This window comes from Bacillus sp. FSL W8-0770, assembly GCF_038008705.1.
Classification (GTDB): domain Bacteria; phylum Bacillota; class Bacilli; order Bacillales; family Bacillaceae_G; genus Bacillus_A; species Bacillus_A cereus.
Genome location: NZ_JBBOZR010000001.1, coordinates 2,707,839 through 2,723,632, shown reverse-complemented (window position 1 = coordinate 2,723,632; position 15,794 = coordinate 2,707,839). Strand labels below are relative to the sequence as shown.

The following is a 15,794-nucleotide window of genomic DNA, read 5'->3' as shown; positions in this document are numbered from 1 at the left end:
GATGAGCTCTTTCGTCTATGTATAAAACAGCTTTTTATGGTGGGGATGTAAAATCTTCACTTTCTTTTTGTGTTTTAAATCTGAATATCATAATTCAAATATTTTTTGTGTAATAATATTACTATTTTTTATAGATGTGAAAAATGATTAAGTTAAAAATTAAGAAAAATATGATAATATATTTATATAAAAGTTTAAATTTACGTAGCTAGTGGGGGAACCAATATGAAAATGAATGAAATAGTAGCAAGTACACAATTTCCAAATACAATTGAAACAATAACAAAAGATTTAAAAGCATTAGGAGTCGAAAAAGGAATGACAATTATCGTTCATTCATCACTAAGTTCTATCGGGTGGATATCTGGTGGTGCGGTTGCTGTAGTAGAAGCATTAATGAAAGTTGTTACGGAAGAAGGAACGATAATAATGCCAACGCAATCTTCGGATTTGTCCGATCCGAAACATTGGTCAAGACCACCTGTACCGGAAGACTGGTGGCAAATTATCCGAGATAACGTCCCAGCATTTGATTCACGTATAACCCCAACAAGGGGAATGGGTGAAATAGTTGAATGTTTTCGTACATATCCGAATGTAGTACGTAGTAATCATCCGTTAGGAAGTTTTGCTGCATGGGGGAAACATGCAGTAGAAATAACAATGAACCATTCGTTATCAATGAGCTTTGGAGAAGAATCTCCATTAAGAAAAATATATGATTTAGACGGGTACGTATTATTAATTGGTGTTGGATATGATTCTAATACGTCTGTTCATTTATCTGAGGTGCGTTCTGGTGCATGTGAGTTAATACAAGTAGGAGCACCTATTATAGAAAACGGTGAAAGAGTGTGGAAAGAGTTTTTTGAAATGGATTACGAATCTGAGAAGTTTGTAAAAATTGGTGTGGAGTTTGAGCGAAAAGGAACTGTAAAAAATGGGAAGATAGGGAATGCAACGTGTCGTCTAATGAAACAGCGTGATATAGTTGACTTTGGAACAGAATGGTTTCGTAAGAAAAATTAGTAAGGGATGGTTACAATGAAGGGGAAAAAGGTATTAATTACGAGCGGTGGTTGTCTAGAAAAATGGGATCAAGTACGCGGGCATACGAATATGGCCAAAGGTACAATCGGAAGGATAATCGCAGAAGAACTTCTAGCTAAAGGGGCACATGTTATATATTTACACGGTTATTTTGCGGAAAAACCGAGTGATGTACATAGAGGGTTAGAATTACATCCATTTGAAGGAATTGTTGATTTACAAGATAAAATGAAAAGTATCATATCACATGAAAAGATTGATGCAGTCATTATGGCAGCGGCTGGATCAGATTGGATTGTGGAGAAAATTTGTGATCAAGATGGTAATGTTCTTAATATGAACGGAAAAATTTCAAGTGATATAGCACCGATTATTCACTTTCAAAAGGCTCCAAAAGTATTAAAACAAATAAAAGAATGGGACCCAGAAACAGTACTTGTTGGTTTTAAACTTGAAAGTGATTTAAATGAAGAAGAACTGTTTGAAAGAGCAAAAAATAGAATGAAAGAAGCAAGGGCGAATGTAATGATTGCGAATTCACCACATTCTTTATATTCGCGCGGAGCTGTGCATTATGTAATTGGACAGGATGGTAAAGGGAAGTTGTGTAATGGGAAAGATGAAACAGCGAAAGAAATTGTCAAAAGCTTAGAGTTATTATGTAATCGTGTCACTGCTTTTTAAAATTAAGTTTTTAGATGAGAATGAATCCGCATAGTAATAAGTAAGCGAAACTTTAATTGGTGGGAATTTTACTTTTACACGAATGTGAAGCGTATACCAATCAAGAGCTATACACAGAATAATTGGTGAGGAGTGGATTCTATGGAACATTTATTAAAGCAAGCTATTAAACTTAGAAACGAAAAGAAATATGTGCAGTCTAAAGAGATGCTTATAGGATTAACAAACTTTACAAAGGATGCAGAAGTACTGTATCAGTGTGCGTGGATACATGATGTAATGGGGCTAGAAACAGAAGCAGTTCCGTATTATGAGCAGGCAATCGCAAATGGACTTGATGGCGAATCGCTTTGCGGTGCTTATATTGGTTTAGGAAGTACATATCGTTGTATAGGGGAATATGAAAAGGCAATTACAGTATTAGAAGCTGGGGTGAAAAAATTTCCAGAGAACGCTCCGATGAAAGTATTTTTATCATTAGCAAAATATAACGTAAACGATCACGAATCAGCGATGAAATTATTACTTGAAACTGTCGTGAAAGTAGAGGAAGTAAAAGAATTTGAACGTGCCATTTCATTTTATAAAGACCATTTAAATGAGGTTTTTAAATAAAGGAGTGAACGTATGGAGGTTACACTATCACGAAGGCGAAAAGGTGTTTGGATTGGACTCGTCTCTTTAATTATGCTATCAAACTATTTATTGTATGCCCTTCCAATTGTACCAGTTGCGCTTGGGTCATTATTAGATTGCATGTTTGTCATTCCAATCATCACGTATTTCTTCATTATTCGAAAAAGATACTCGTTAACGTATATAGTTCCTGTTGTAATAGCTGGTTATATTTTTGCAAGATTTATTATTCCAAGTGACTATTTACAAGCTTTTTCATTCATCTCTTATATTATTGTTGCGGCTGAAATTGCATTTGTAGGTCTAGAATTATTCCTTCTCTATAAAATTGTTAGAGTGCTTCCTAAAATAATAAAAAAATATAAAGAATATAGAAGAGAAAATTATTCCTTTTCTTATGCAATTGATGCAGCGTTTGACGCTACTATGAAAAGAAGTAAGTTAGTAGATGTCATTCTAACAGAGTGTAAGTTAATCTATTATGCGTTTTTATCGTGGCGTGAAAAAGTACCAACAGGTAAATCTGTATACTCATATCATAAAAAGACTGGTGCTATAGGTGTGTATATCATGATTATTCATGCAACAGTAATTGAAAGCATTGGTTTTCATTATTTACTACATCAGTGGAATCCAGTAATAGCATGGATTTTACTTATTTTAAATGTATACGCGATGATTTATTTTATAGCTGAAATACAAGCGATGCGCAAAAATCCCCTTGTCGTAACAGAAGAACAAGTAATCATTCAAATCGGATTAGGAAAGAAAATTGTTATGCCATTTACACAAATTGATAGTATTGCGTTCTACAAGGGGGAATTGCTAACGGCAAAAGAAGGGAAACAGGTATTGGATGCAACTGTTATGGAGTTCATAAAAGAACCTGCTACTTTTGAAATAACATTAAAAGAGCCAGTGAAAGCGCAGTTGTTATACGGCTTTTCTAAAACAGTAAGTCGTGTTTACTTAAATGTTGATGAAGAACGAAAATTTTATGATGCGGTTAAGGAAAAGTTAAAACATGAGTAATAGTGCTGTTAGTTACATAAAAACAAATGAGCTTCCGTTAGAAGTGAAAAAATATGAAACATGGATAGTGAAAAACTCTTTCTAAATAAGAAGGAGTTTTTATTATGTACTTGTATAAATCATCATATAAAAAACTACGCACTTCTTTATCACTACATAAATGGATATAATTGAGGATAGAACTAGCATAAGGGGAAACAAAATAATGAATAAGTTACTTACATCGAAAATTGAAATTATAGAAAGAAAAATCCGGTATAACTCAACAATAGTAGATCACAATTGCTTATTACTTGAAAAGCAATCACAAAGTATCGTTTTATTTCACGAGGTGCAGTATTCATTTACAATGACTGCAAATGATACTAAGTTAATAATCCCAAAAGGGAGTTATACAATCGCATATTACTGGAAAGATCGTCCGTACAATTTATACGTATGGAGAGATATAAAAGGAAAGTATTTAGGTTCCTATTTTAATATCGTAAAAAACACACAAATAAAAGATGAAGTGGTTTCCTTTGAAGATTTAATCATCGATATTATGGTACTTCCAAATGGAGAATACTTCATATTGGATGAAGATGAATTACCAGAGCCATTAGGAAATTTCGAAGGTGGTTATGTGAGGAAAGCTCTTTATGGATTAAAAAAAATCATTCAAAAAGAGCTGCCACCAATAGTTTTGGAGACAGCCAGGGTGCAGAGGAAATAAAATTTAATTACATAAATATTTTGAATGGGAATGAGTAGTCTCAAGTTATATAATCTAACTTTTTTAATAAATCTAAGGTTAGTAGCATATTTCTTGAAATTACTCTTTTTTTTGTAGAAATTTCGTCGCTTAGTTATTAAATCCCATCAAATGCATTTAGCGTGTGAGTTTTCTTATTGGTTACAGTGGATTAAAGATCAGAAAAAATAGTAAGTAAACGATATCGTTTAAATAAACAAAAGTAAAATGTTCAAACAAATCATATGTATGTTTTAATAAAACCTAGTTGACTTATCGGAAATATTTGTATAATATGTACTTAATTCCATAACGTATTGCTGATTGGAGAAACCAAAGGCATTTTATCAACAGATAAAATGCCTTTGGTTTTTTTATTGCACAAATACTGAATCTGTTCATTTATATGAATCATTTTAAGGAGGGGAAGAAATGACTGTTTCAATTGATGGGGTATCAAAATATTTTTTAAAACAAACTGGTACGGTTCAAGTGCTAGAGAATATTAATTTTCAATTAGAGAAAGGGGATTTTGTTACAGTAATTGGTCCGAGTGGGTGCGGAAAAAGTACATTACTAAAAATTGTTGCAGGTCTAGATAATGATTTTGAAGGTGAAGTTATTATTGACGGGGAGCCTATCTTAAAAACGAGCAAGAAACAAGGTTTTATTTTTCAAGAACATAGGCTTTTTCCATGGTTAACAGTTGAAGAAAATATAGCGGCAGATTTATCGTTAAAAGATAAGTATGTGAAAGATAAGGTAAGAGAATGGGTTGAAATCGTTCGGTTAGATGGCTTTGAAAAATCGTATCCGAAAGAAATTTCAGGCGGGATGTCACAACGTGTTGCGATAGCGAGAGCGTTATTAAGAGATCCAAATGTATTATTACTTGATGAACCTTTTGGAGCGCTGGATGCTTTTACTCGAAGTCATTTACAAGAAGTATTGCTAAATATTTGGGAGCAGAAGAAAACAACAATGATATTCGTTACACATGATATAGACGAAGCGATATATCTTTCAAACCGAATCATCATTATGAGTGCAAAACCAGGGGAAATACATAAAGTGATTGAAAATAATTTGCCTTATCCGCGAAATAAAACTTCTCAATCGTTCCAACAACTTCGAACGAAAGTATTACAGCAGTTTGAATATGGAGGGTTGATTCAAACAAGTATATAGGAAAAGGGTGATTTTATATGTATAAAAAATTAAAAATTCTTTCTTTTGCTTTAGCTATATCAGTATGTTTGTTAGGATGTGAAAAAAGTACAGCAAGTAGTAAGAAAGAAGATGTAACAATACAAATTGGTATACAACAAGGATTAAGCCCGCTATTACTAGCAAAGAAAAAGGGGTGGTTTGAAGAGGAGTTTAAAAAAGAAGGAGTTAAAGTGAAATGGACAGAGTTCCAAAGTGGACCTCCTTATTTTGAAGCAATCGCATCAAACCGATTAGACTTTGGTGAAGTAGGGAATTCTCCAGTCATTTCAGCGCAAGCAGCAGGTATTGGATTTACCGAAATCGCCAATACAAGTTATGCGAGAAAAGGAACTGGAATTCTCGTTCAAAAAGATAGCAAAATTGCGAGTGTAAAAGAGTTGAAAGGTAAAAAAATTGCAGTAGCAAAAGGAAGTAGTGCTTTTAATTTATTGTATCGAGCACTTGATAAAGAAGGTATTGATGCAAAAGATGTAAATGTCATTCAATTACAACCAGATGAAGCTCAGCCTGCATTCGAATCAGGATCAGTAGATGCATGGGCGATTTGGGACCCTTTCATATCATTACATACGTTAAATAAAGGTGCGAAGGTGATTGCAGACGGTGAAACATTAAATGTCTCTTCACCAGAATTTTTAATTACGAGAACAAAATTTGCGAAAGAACATCCAGAATTAGTTGAGAAATTCCTCAAAGTTTATGAGAAAGCACGTGTATGGCAAGATGCTAACTTAGATGAAGCAATAAAAGTATATACTTCTGTAAAAAAGATAGATGCGAAGATCGTAAAAGAAGTGTTTAATCACGACAAACCAATTTTAGTTCCAGTAACGAAGGAAATAATAGCAGAACAACAAAAGACAGCGGATTTTCAATATAAGCTCGGTTCTATAAAGAAAGAAATTAAGACGGAAAAAGTTGTAGATAATTCTTTCGTAGAAAAAGCATTGAAAGCGAAGTGAAAAGAGGTTTTGTAAAGTGGAAAATACGAAAGCTGTTATTAAACCAGCGAGTATAACGATTGAGAAAAACAACGTCAAGAAGGTGCGAAAGTTAAATGTAAAAGTTTTAGTAAGGGCGATTACTATACCGGTTATTATATTAATAATTTGGCAGTTAGCTGGTGTATTCGGTCTTGTTTCTAAAACAGTTTTACCAACACCATTAGATATTTTTCTAGCTTTCCAAGAGCTTATTAAAACAGGAGAGTTATTCGGCCATTTAAGTATTAGTGTATTTAGGGCTGTGGCTGGTTTCTTTATTGGTGGGGGCTTAGGAATCATTTTAGGAACGATTGTTGGATTTTCAACGAGAAGTGAGCAATATTTAGATCCATCTGTGCAAATGTTAAGAACTGTACCTCATTTAGCTGTTGCACCGCTTTTCGTATTATGGTTCGGTTTTGGTGAAACATCAAAAGTGTTATTAATTGCAGATGGTGCATTTTTTCCTTTATACGTAAACGCATTTTTAGGTATTAGAGGTGTGGATTCAAAGTTATTTGATGTTGCGAGAGTGTTAGAGTTTAGTAAAAGAAAATTAATCACGAAACTAATTTTACCAGCTGCATTGCCTAACCTTTTACTAGGAGCAAGGTTATCGTTAGGTGTTGCATGGGTGAGTTTAGTAGTAGCAGAACTTATGGGGTCTACAGAAGGTATTGGCTATATGATTATGGATGCAAGGCAATTTTCAAATACAGATATCGTATTTGTCGGCATAATTATATTTGCATTTGTTGGGAAGTTTTCTGACTCTCTAGTACGTTTACTAGAAGTGAAGTTTTTAAGATGGCGAGATAACTTTAAAGGTGAGACAGGGAATTAACATATAAATTATTAGGGGTAATTTATATAGAATGTGTTAGTATACGATTCAAAATAAATAAGGGGTGTGTACAGGTATGGAATTATTATGGTTTATTCCGGCTTATGGAGATGGTCGATATTTAGGAACGACAAAACGAGGAAGAGCAGCTGAATATGGTTATTATAAGCAAGTTGCTGCGGCAGCTGATTATTTAGGATATACGGGTGTTTTACTTCCAACTGGTCAAGGATGTGAAGACCCTTGGGTGTTAGCTTCAGCTCTTGCTGCTGAAACAGAAAAACTAAAATTTTTAGTAGCAGTGAGACCAGGACTAATGTCCCCTACAGTTGCAGCGAGGATGGCATCTACATTTGATAGAATTTCACATGGGAGGCTGCTTATTAATGTAGTAGCTGGAGGAGATCCAGTTGAACTACAAGGAGATGGATTATATCTTGATCATGATGAAAGATATGAAGCAGCGGATGAATTTTTAAAAGTTTGGAAATCGACATTGCAAGGTGAAATGATCTCTTTAGAAGGAAAACATATTAAAGTTACAGATAGTAAAGTTGTCTTCCCACCAGTTCAAACACCATATCCTCCTATATATTTTGGAGGATCGTCAGCTGCTGGAAAAGAAGTAGCAGCTGAACATAGTGATGTATATTTAACGTGGGGAGAGCCGCCAGAGCAAGTGAAAGAGAAAATAGAAGAAGTAAGAAAACTTGCAGAAGAGAAGGGGCGTACAGTGCGATTTGGCATTAGATTACACATAATTGTAAGAGAAACAGAAGAAGAAGCATGGGAAGAGGCAGAACGTTTAATTCAATATGTGGATAATGAAACAATTGAGCTTGCTCAAAAGACATTTGCAAGATATGATTCAGTTGGTCAAAAACGGATGACCCATTTAAATAAAGGTACGAGAGAGTCGTTAGAGATAAGCCCTAATTTATGGGCTGGAATCGGACTTGTAAGAGGTGGGGCAGGTACTGCACTTGTAGGCGATCCGCATACAGTAGCAGAAAGGATAAAAGAATATGAATCGTTAGGAATTGATACGTTTGTTTTATCAGGATATCCGCATTTAGAAGAAGCGTATGAAGTGGCAGAATTGTTATTCCCATTATTGAAAGACGAGAAGAAAGAAGAAAATAAAATTGTTGGTGAAATGATTGCTGATGCATATGCATTAAAAAAATAGTGAGAAATAAAGTTTCACTTATTTATTGCTTCATTTTGTTTACTGCCTGTTAACACGAGATAAAAAACCCGCAAGTTATTCGCTTGCGGGTTTTCATCGTAAATTATTAGAAAATATGGTAAAATTAAAGGGTAACTTAAGGTGCGGTTGGTTGTTCAATTATCACTTCTCCGAGTAGGAGGGGGGTGATAATACGTGAGTGAAATAGCGTTGCTACTGCAGGGTGGACTGTTTCTCGTTGCATTGTTAACGTTCGTCGTCGTTTTAATAGACAAGCTCAAAAAATAACAACCCACCTATGCCTATAGAATGTGGGTTGTTTTGTTTGTAAGAAACAAATAGGATAAATGAACAATCCAATCTGCTAAGTTACGTGGACTAGTGTGTAGCCGCACACTAGTCTTTTTTATTTATATACAATTTATAATTGGTTTATGTGATTGTATTGTTCTTTTCATACTCATTATAACACAGTGTCTTTTCATCAAGAAAGGAGACCGTATGTTCTGGTCTCTGTTATATAGTAGGTGCTTTTTCTTTAAACAGCCCATCCATATACTGTTTTAAACTTTGGACATAAAATTTTTGTGTATTCACATTATTTACACCGACAATGGGTGATGGAAGGTCAAATCTTTTTTCTGATAAATGAACGACAACATCAAAAATGTCAAACAAACGAATGAAGCAAAACAGACCGTCTTTATCGCTAAGTAAAATAAAGTAATGATTTTCACTACTTGTATTTAGCGTATTCCATAAAGAACTTTTGCTTAAATCACGTACAATGCTTTTTTCTTTTAGTTCCACGAAATCTGCATTTGAGAGAATGGTAGAGATATCAATCGCATCTTGATCTTCAAAGTAGCCATCAACTGTTTGTACAGCGAATGTATAAGCCATTTTTAATATACTCATTTTATATTTACGGTTATCCAATAGCAATTCACGTTGAATAGAACTGGCTACTTTCGTTACACGTTCCTCTTTCCAAATTTCATTATGTAAGGAAATATCGTGCTTTTTACATAGTTTCATAATTAATGCATTAGAATAAAGAATTTCGTCGCTTACTTCGACAACATCAGTCTCAGCAGCCGCAAGTTCCTCACCGTGCTCATTCGTATAGAGTGGGGAATCAATTTGTCTTTTCATTTGTTCAATCTTAAATTGACTCAATTTATGCCTAATTAAAGGACGATCAATATTTGTTGTCATTTGTTCATGACAAGTATCACAAATTGAGTTTGTGAAATAATATCCACATAATATTTCTGGAATGACATATTGTTCACTAAGTTCTTTCGTATCTTTTCTGCAAATGATGCATTGTGTCATTTTTATCACCTTTACCTGCAAATTTGTATATAATCTCATTGTAGTGTATTTATTGGTATTTTGGAATATTGTAAAGGAAAATATTATGTGAAATTCATACTTATTTTGGTACAATGAAGAGAAGTGCTAGTTTAAAGGAGGCCATTTTTTTGAAATCAAAAGTGCACTTTTGGACATTAGAAGTGCTAATGGTTGTAGGAATCATATTTATTTGCACAAAAATATCATTTTTATTTCAACCGATTGGTATCTTCATATCAACATTATTTTTCCCAATCTTAATCGCGCTTTTTTTATACTTCATATTTAATCCTGTATTAATCTTTTTGGAGAATAAAAAAGTACCTAGAAATTTAGCGATATTGCTGTTATATCTTTTTATCATAACATTAACTGCGGTTGGCGTTGGAGTAGTTGTTCCTACGATTTCACAACAGCTAATGGACTTAGTAAAAAATATGCCAGGCTACATAAAAGAGGGAAAAGTATACATACAAGAATTATCACATCATAGGTTGTTTGAATGGTTATCTACACAAAACTACGTTTCCATTGAAACAATTGAAAAAAATGCGATTGAATACTTAAAAGATATACCAAATACAATTACGTCGAGTGCAACGGCTTTATTTGGTATTATCACGAACGTTGCATTAGTTGTATTTACTGTACCGTTCATTTTATTTTACATGTTTAAAGATGGACATGCCTTTCCAGGAAAAGCGGTAAGTTTATTACCAGAGTCTTACCGTGAAGAGGGGCTTCGTATCATTAAGGAAACGAACGAAACATTATCTGCATATATTCAAGGGCAAGCGCTCGTTTGTATATTTGTAGGTGCGTTTACTTTTATCGGTTATTTAATTATCGATTTACCGTACGCTTTCGTTTTAGGAATTATTGCAGCATTTACAAACATCATTCCTAACTTAGGTCCATTTATCGGAGCAGCACCAGCTGTTATTGTAGGACTGTTCGTATCTCCGATGCAAGCCTTATACGTAATTATTATCGTAACAATTGTACAACAGTTTGAAAGTAATATTATTTCACCACGTATTATGAGCTCGAAATTAAACATCCACCCATTAACAATTATTATCCTAATTTTAGGGGTAGGTAACTTTGCTGGAATCATCGGAATGATTTTAGCAGTACCAGTTTATGCAGTAACAAAAACAGTTGTTTCAAACTTAGTGAGATTGTTTAAAACGAAGAGAAGTAATCGGAAATAGTAAAACCTGAGAAAGATACACCTCTTTTTAAGTGGTGTATCTTTTGTTTATAAAAAAATAATTAAAAGCGGGTTGATTTGATTTTATTATATATTTTTTATACATCAAATTCAGCGATGAACTTGTGTGATATAAGCTCTATAAAACTATGTGGAATCCCTCTGAACTATCCAAATCATTTCCTTACAGCGTGCTATCATCATCATAATCGACTCCTTTCAATTCTATATAGTTAAACGATTAAAGGTGAGTGTAGTATTTGCTTCTACGATCTCGAATTTCATCAATAACTTGTTTATATTGTCTTTCTTGTTTTAATTCATTTTGAGATATTGTTTCTTTTTGAATCGTAATCGTTAAAAAGAATAGGTGAAACTTCATATGTGAATTCCTCCTTTCGAATTGGAATTACAGATGACTACAGTAATGACTTTGTCTTTCTTTTACAGAATCCATAGCCTGATTAATTTGTCGTTCATGAAGCATTTCAGACTCAGAAAATTTATTTTTTTGAATGGTAATGGTTAAAAAGAATACTTTAAATTTCATAAAATAATTGCCCCTTTATAAGTGATTTAGAAAAAACGAGTGTAATAAGAAATTACAGGTGACTACAGTAATGACTTTGTCTTTCTTTTACAGAATCCATAGCCTGATTAATTTGTCGCTCATGAAGCATTTCAGACTCGGAAAATTTATTTTTTTGAATGGTAATGGTTAAAAAGAATACTTTAAATTTCATAAAATAATTACCCCTTTATAAGTGATTTAGAAAAGACGAGTGTAATAAGAAGATTGAAGCTCTTTTACTTCGTCCATAATATTTTGAATGTGTTGTTCACGTAAAATCTCTTTCTGTGAGAGCTTACGTTTTTGAATAGTGATTGTTAAAAAGAATGCTTTAAATTTCATGAATATATTACCCCTTTAAAATATATTTTTAATACATTTGAGTGTAGTATGAACTTTTAATGTCAGTTATTTTATCAGTCAGTTGTTTTAACTGTTGTTTACGATTGATTTCATTTTCAGATAAATTATTTTTTTGAAGTACAGTCGTAAAAAAGAAAATATGAAAAGTCATAAATGAATTCCTCCTTTCGAAAAGGAATTACAGGTGATCACAGTAAAGTGCTTGGCGCTCCTTAACATCATTCATAGCTTTTTCAATTTGCTCATTATGAAGAATTTCATCTTTGGAAATTATATTTCTTTGAATCGTAATACTTAAAAACAATACGCTAATAGTCATTGAATGTTGCTCCTTTCTTAGAAAAATAATGTAAGAGACTAAAAAATCGCGCAAAAAAACCACAGGAAGATACAGTTCTCCTATGGCTGGGCGTGAAAAAGCCACAGGAAAGTATACGGCCTCCTGTGGCGAATTTATGAATTAAATGAAATAAAGTACGATTTTCAATTCTCCATTAGGGTGGTCGAATTCATATTTAATTGTCCAGAAAACACAGGTGCAGTTAACGCTAAAGTTAATGCATGTAATTGTAATTTCATCATTTCCTTCGACCTCCTTTTAGAATTTTTTTCTTACGTTAGTAAGTATATACAATTAATGGATAATTGTAAACATAAAAAATGAAAATTTTTAATTTTGATTAAAATGCGTATATTTAAAAAGGGATTTGAAAGTAAATATTGTAATTAACGAAATATCGATAAAAATGGGGGATGCTAAATGAAATATATGCATCATAACATAATCGTTATGCTAACAATTTTTTTATTTATTACGGCTTGTTCTAATGGAGAAAGAATAAAAGATATATATGATGTTAGTTCAGATGATTTTAAGAAATATACTGGGACATACGTTGGTAATAATTCAGATGTGGTTGCAATTATTAATCATTTACCCGGTGGTGGAACAGTTCAAAGTATAAGTTTAGAAAATGAAAATATAAAAGTGAACTATGGCGCAAAAGAGAGTGGGGCTCTTACAGAAGAAATGATTGAGACGTATTGGTTTGATGAGAAAGATACGATGAAGAAGAATTTTCTCTTTAACATTATTTATCTTGTAGTTTTAGTGCCAAATGCAAACAGTTACGAGTTTCAGGTAGAGAATATAAAATTTATGATGAAAAGGGAGGAAATCCTATCAATCTTGCATGGAAAATTTGATGATTTTCCAAAAAAAGATGATATATGGGATAAAAAGAAAGTAGTAAAGTTTCTTAACGATAATAATGAAAAAATTAAAATGCTTGTGGAAGATAAAGATTTTCGGAAATCTTTATTTGCTAAATATCCAGTGAGCCAGTTGAAATAATGGAGGGGAGAAGATGGAGTTAGTATACAAAATTTCTTATCATAGAATGCAGGATCATTATTTACCTAAATTAGTACAGGCAATTAGGCTCGTTAGTGAAGAAGATTTGTGGAAAAAAGAGACCTCTGTTAATTCAATTGGTGGAATCGTACTACATATTTGTGAACATTTACAGAGAAATACAAGGCGTTATAAGGATCCAAATATAGTTTTTGAAAATGGAATTGAAGAATATTTTCCAGTGAAACAAATAAGATCTGAAGCTTTGTTAAAAACTGTTGAAGAAATATTTGATGAGTGGGGCAAAGCATATATACAGGTCTGGGAAGAAAAAAGGCATATTGATCTTCAAAGTCTATTACATTTGGTTGAGCATACAAGCTATCATTTAGGGCAAGTAGTAGATCGTACAAAATGTATTGAGGGACAACAGTTTAATTTTTGTCAAAATGGTATAAATGAAAAGAATTTGAGAACAAGAGTTGAAACTTCGAATTTTTAGAAAGAGAGACATTCTTAATTGAATGACTCTCTTTTTTGTAAAAGAAATTTATGGGAAAAAATAATTCTATGTGATATGGTTAATTACATAAGTAATAAACCTATGAACCTAAGGTGGTGAAAATGTGAAGCCGACTCTAGAACAAAATAAATTAATATACATACAAATTGCAGAAACGATTGAATCTGATATTTTAAAAGACATATTGCTTGAAGAAGAACAAGTTCCATCGACAAATCAATTTGCGAAGATGTTACAAATAAATCCGGCTACCGCAGCTAAAGGGGTGAATGTATTAGTGGATGAGGGGATTTTATATAAAAAGAGAGGGATCGGGATGTTTGTTGCAAAAGGAGCAAAAGAAGTTGTACTAAAAAAAAGACAAAATACTTTTATGACTGAATATTTACCTAAAGTGTGGGAAGAAGCGAAAGTACTAGAAATATCAAAAGATGAATTGATGGATATGATTCAAAAGATTACGAAGGAGGGGAAAGAGGGATGATTGCACTTGAAACGAAAGATGTAACGAAAAAGTATAAAAAGAAAATAGCTGTAAATGAAGTAACGATTTCATTGGAAGAGAATAAAATATATGGTTTGCTTGGAAGGAACGGAGCAGGGAAAACGACTTTATTAAATTTACTAGCAGGACAAATTACTTCAAGTAGTGGAAGTGTATCAATATTTGGTGAAGATGTTTTTGAAAATAGTAAAGCGATGCAAAATATTTGTTTCGTTAGAGTAAAAGAAGAGTCTCATTTAAGTTATAGCGTAAAAGAAATTTTTAAGATATGTAACATGTTTTATAAAAATTGGGATCAGAAGTTTGCTGAAGAACTGGCGGGTAAATTTCAGCTTAATATAACAGAGAAATACCATAAACTATCTCATGGCATGCAAACAGTTGTAGGAATTATTAAAGGGTTAGCAAGCAGAGCGACAATTACTATTTTTGATGAACCAACTACGGGATTAGACGCAGCACATCGTGAGTTATTTTATAGTTTACTACTAGAAGATTACGGGGAGTATCCCAGAACAATTATATTATCAACACATCTGGTAGAAGAAGTAACCCATGTTATTGAAGAAGTAATTATCATAAAAGAAGGTGCACTTGTTGTTCAATCAACAGTGGAAGATTTATTGCAACAAGGTCATATTATTTCAGGGCAAAAAGGTAAAGTGGAGGAGTTCTTGATTAATAAAAAAGTTATAAATAAAGAAATTTATGGGAATAAAGGTATTGCTGTTATATGGGAAGAGCTTTCTAATGAAGATTGTTACTCTCTTGAAAAAGAAGGTTTAGTAATTGATAGAATTACATTACAAAAACTATTTATTCACATGACTGGTGGTGAAGTGGAATGACGACGTTAATGAAACAATTGAGGTTACATATAAATTTTCATTATAAAGCAATTTTAATATTTTGGATTGTAGCTTTATTAATAAAAGGAGCTTTATATGCTGCTCATTTAAATGAAGCGAAAGTTGGTTATTTACCCGAAATTATCAATAATCCTTCAATTGCAATTATGATTTTTATAGTAGGGAGTGTTTTCATTGTTCAAGATGATGTATTTCGTTTAGCAGTTTCATTTGGTATAACGAGAATACAATATTTTATCGGAGCGATTTGTTATATCGTGTTGCAATCCGCATTGTTTTCATTCCTTCAAATACTGTTTTTACAAGATATAAAATATAACTTAGTAAATGTTAACTTTGGAGAGCAATTAATACAACAGTTTATTTTACAATTTTTATTTTATGTTACGATAGCATGTTTCTTTCAAGTAGTAGTAATTTTTAAGCAAAGATTTCAATGGATTGGTCTCATGATTGGTGGGTCGCTTTTCCTTTCAACAAATAGTGTGCTGTATGGAGAAGTAGGGATAAAAGGATTGTTATTTACAAATGATGTATCTTTAATAGATATCCCTTATTTTATTGTTATTTCAATTGGATTAACAATTCTTTATATCATAACTAGTAGTATATTTATTCGTAAAGTATCATTTGAACGAACAGTTTAAAATAGTGAT

23 protein-coding genes are annotated in these 15,794 nt (G+C 32.6%); 16 read left to right on the top strand and 7 right to left on the bottom strand.

What is annotated here, in order from left to right:
* Positions 1-225: 225 nt before the first annotated feature.
* The 10 genes from NST27_RS14090 to NST27_RS14045 all read left to right on the top strand — a co-directional run bounded on the left by NST27_RS14090 (position 226) and on the right by NST27_RS14045 (position 8,669).
* The gene (locus tag NST27_RS14090) at positions 226-1,029 is read left to right on the top strand and encodes an aminoglycoside N(3)-acetyltransferase (RefSeq protein ID WP_000783345.1); all 804 of its coding nucleotides are present in this window, start codon (positions 226-228) and stop codon (positions 1,027-1,029) included.
* A 15-nt stretch (positions 1,030-1,044) separates the two neighbouring features.
* On the top strand, positions 1,045-1,734 hold the full coding sequence (locus tag NST27_RS14085) for a phosphopantothenoylcysteine decarboxylase domain-containing protein (protein WP_000676724.1): 690 nt from the start codon (positions 1,045-1,047) through the stop codon (positions 1,732-1,734).
* 141 nt (positions 1,735-1,875) lie between these two features.
* Positions 1,876-2,349, top strand: a complete 474-nt coding sequence (locus tag NST27_RS14080) for a tetratricopeptide repeat protein (protein ID WP_000400646.1) — start codon at positions 1,876-1,878, stop codon at positions 2,347-2,349.
* A gap of 12 nt (positions 2,350-2,361) precedes the next feature.
* Positions 2,362-3,402, top strand: a complete 1,041-nt coding sequence (locus tag NST27_RS14075; RefSeq protein WP_000454148.1) for a hypothetical protein — start codon at positions 2,362-2,364, stop codon at positions 3,400-3,402.
* A gap of 205 nt (positions 3,403-3,607) precedes the next feature.
* Positions 3,608-4,117, top strand: a complete 510-nt coding sequence (locus NST27_RS14070; protein WP_001037876.1) for a DUF402 domain-containing protein — start codon at positions 3,608-3,610, stop codon at positions 4,115-4,117.
* A 450-nt stretch (positions 4,118-4,567) separates the two neighbouring features.
* Positions 4,568-5,323: an ABC transporter ATP-binding protein gene (locus NST27_RS14065; protein ID WP_000218577.1), complete on the top strand. Its 756-nt coding sequence runs from the start codon at positions 4,568-4,570 to the stop codon at positions 5,321-5,323.
* A 17-nt stretch (positions 5,324-5,340) separates the two neighbouring features.
* Positions 5,341-6,327, top strand: a complete 987-nt coding sequence (locus tag NST27_RS14060; protein WP_000277090.1) for an aliphatic sulfonate ABC transporter substrate-binding protein — start codon at positions 5,341-5,343, stop codon at positions 6,325-6,327.
* A gap of 16 nt (positions 6,328-6,343) precedes the next feature.
* The gene (locus NST27_RS14055) at positions 6,344-7,192 is read left to right on the top strand and encodes an ABC transporter permease (RefSeq protein WP_000432107.1); all 849 of its coding nucleotides are present in this window, start codon (positions 6,344-6,346) and stop codon (positions 7,190-7,192) included.
* Between the two features lie 76 nt (positions 7,193-7,268).
* The gene (gene ssuD, locus NST27_RS14050) at positions 7,269-8,381 is read left to right on the top strand and encodes an FMNH2-dependent alkanesulfonate monooxygenase (RefSeq protein ID WP_000422257.1); all 1,113 of its coding nucleotides are present in this window, start codon (positions 7,269-7,271) and stop codon (positions 8,379-8,381) included.
* Between the two features lie 195 nt (positions 8,382-8,576).
* Positions 8,577-8,669 carry a putative holin-like toxin gene (locus NST27_RS14045; RefSeq protein WP_001289320.1) on the top strand — a complete coding sequence of 31 codons (93 nt, stop codon included), beginning with the start codon at positions 8,577-8,579 and terminating at the stop codon, positions 8,667-8,669.
* A gap of 228 nt (positions 8,670-8,897) precedes the next feature.
* Here the strand turns inward: NST27_RS14045 and NST27_RS14040 are convergent, their stop codons facing one another.
* On the bottom strand, positions 8,898-9,719 hold the full coding sequence (locus NST27_RS14040) for an HNH endonuclease (RefSeq protein WP_000189710.1): 822 nt from the start codon (positions 9,717-9,719) through the stop codon (positions 8,898-8,900).
* Positions 9,720-9,868: 149 nt separating this feature from the next.
* On the opposite strand from NST27_RS14040, the gene NST27_RS14035 reads away from it, so the two are divergent.
* The gene (locus NST27_RS14035) at positions 9,869-10,954 is read left to right on the top strand and encodes an AI-2E family transporter (protein ID WP_000837892.1); all 1,086 of its coding nucleotides are present in this window, start codon (positions 9,869-9,871) and stop codon (positions 10,952-10,954) included.
* A 240-nt stretch (positions 10,955-11,194) separates the two neighbouring features.
* Here the strand turns inward: NST27_RS14035 and NST27_RS14030 are convergent, their stop codons facing one another.
* The 6 genes from NST27_RS14030 to NST27_RS14005 are packed head-to-tail and all read right to left on the bottom strand — an operon-like array spanning position 11,195 to position 12,206.
* Complete coding sequence (locus NST27_RS14030; RefSeq protein WP_000668497.1) at positions 11,195-11,335, bottom strand: YrzI family small protein; 141 nt, start codon at positions 11,333-11,335, stop codon at positions 11,195-11,197.
* A 27-nt stretch (positions 11,336-11,362) separates the two neighbouring features.
* Positions 11,363-11,503: a YrzI family small protein gene (locus NST27_RS14025; protein WP_000669805.1), complete on the bottom strand. Its 141-nt coding sequence runs from the start codon at positions 11,501-11,503 to the stop codon at positions 11,363-11,365.
* A 52-nt stretch (positions 11,504-11,555) separates the two neighbouring features.
* Positions 11,556-11,696: a YrzI family small protein gene (locus NST27_RS14020; protein ID WP_000669805.1), complete on the bottom strand. Its 141-nt coding sequence runs from the start codon at positions 11,694-11,696 to the stop codon at positions 11,556-11,558.
* Positions 11,697-11,722: 26 nt separating this feature from the next.
* Positions 11,723-11,866: a YrzI family small protein gene (locus tag NST27_RS14015; RefSeq protein WP_000668961.1), complete on the bottom strand. Its 144-nt coding sequence runs from the start codon at positions 11,864-11,866 to the stop codon at positions 11,723-11,725.
* A 28-nt stretch (positions 11,867-11,894) separates the two neighbouring features.
* Complete coding sequence (locus NST27_RS14010) at positions 11,895-12,038, bottom strand: YrzI family small protein (protein ID WP_000142715.1); 144 nt, start codon at positions 12,036-12,038, stop codon at positions 11,895-11,897.
* Between the two features lie 27 nt (positions 12,039-12,065).
* A complete protein-coding gene (locus NST27_RS14005) occupies positions 12,066-12,206 on the bottom strand; it encodes a YrzI family small protein (RefSeq protein ID WP_000156176.1) in 141 nt (46 codons plus the stop codon).
* A gap of 441 nt (positions 12,207-12,647) precedes the next feature.
* Between NST27_RS14005 and NST27_RS14000 the strand changes: the two genes are divergently transcribed.
* The 5 genes from NST27_RS14000 (at position 12,648) to NST27_RS13980 (ending at position 15,785) form a co-directional block, all read left to right on the top strand.
* The gene (locus NST27_RS14000; RefSeq protein WP_000876532.1) at positions 12,648-13,241 is read left to right on the top strand and encodes a DUF4825 domain-containing protein; all 594 of its coding nucleotides are present in this window, start codon (positions 12,648-12,650) and stop codon (positions 13,239-13,241) included.
* Positions 13,242-13,254: 13 nt separating this feature from the next.
* Entirely contained in the window at positions 13,255-13,743 is a 489-nt protein-coding gene (locus NST27_RS13995) for a DinB family protein (RefSeq protein WP_000424636.1), read from the top strand.
* A 124-nt stretch (positions 13,744-13,867) separates the two neighbouring features.
* A complete protein-coding gene (locus NST27_RS13990; RefSeq protein WP_000805185.1) occupies positions 13,868-14,248 on the top strand; it encodes a GntR family transcriptional regulator in 381 nt (126 codons plus the stop codon).
* The gene (locus tag NST27_RS13985) at positions 14,245-15,117 is read left to right on the top strand and encodes an ABC transporter ATP-binding protein (protein ID WP_000560921.1); all 873 of its coding nucleotides are present in this window, start codon (positions 14,245-14,247) and stop codon (positions 15,115-15,117) included. Before NST27_RS13990 ends, NST27_RS13985 begins: the two co-directional genes overlap by 4 nt.
* On the top strand, positions 15,114-15,785 hold the full coding sequence (locus NST27_RS13980; protein WP_000209601.1) for a DUF4052 domain-containing protein: 672 nt from the start codon (positions 15,114-15,116) through the stop codon (positions 15,783-15,785). Before NST27_RS13985 ends, NST27_RS13980 begins: the two co-directional genes overlap by 4 nt.
* The last annotated feature ends 9 nt before the right edge of the window (positions 15,786-15,794 follow it).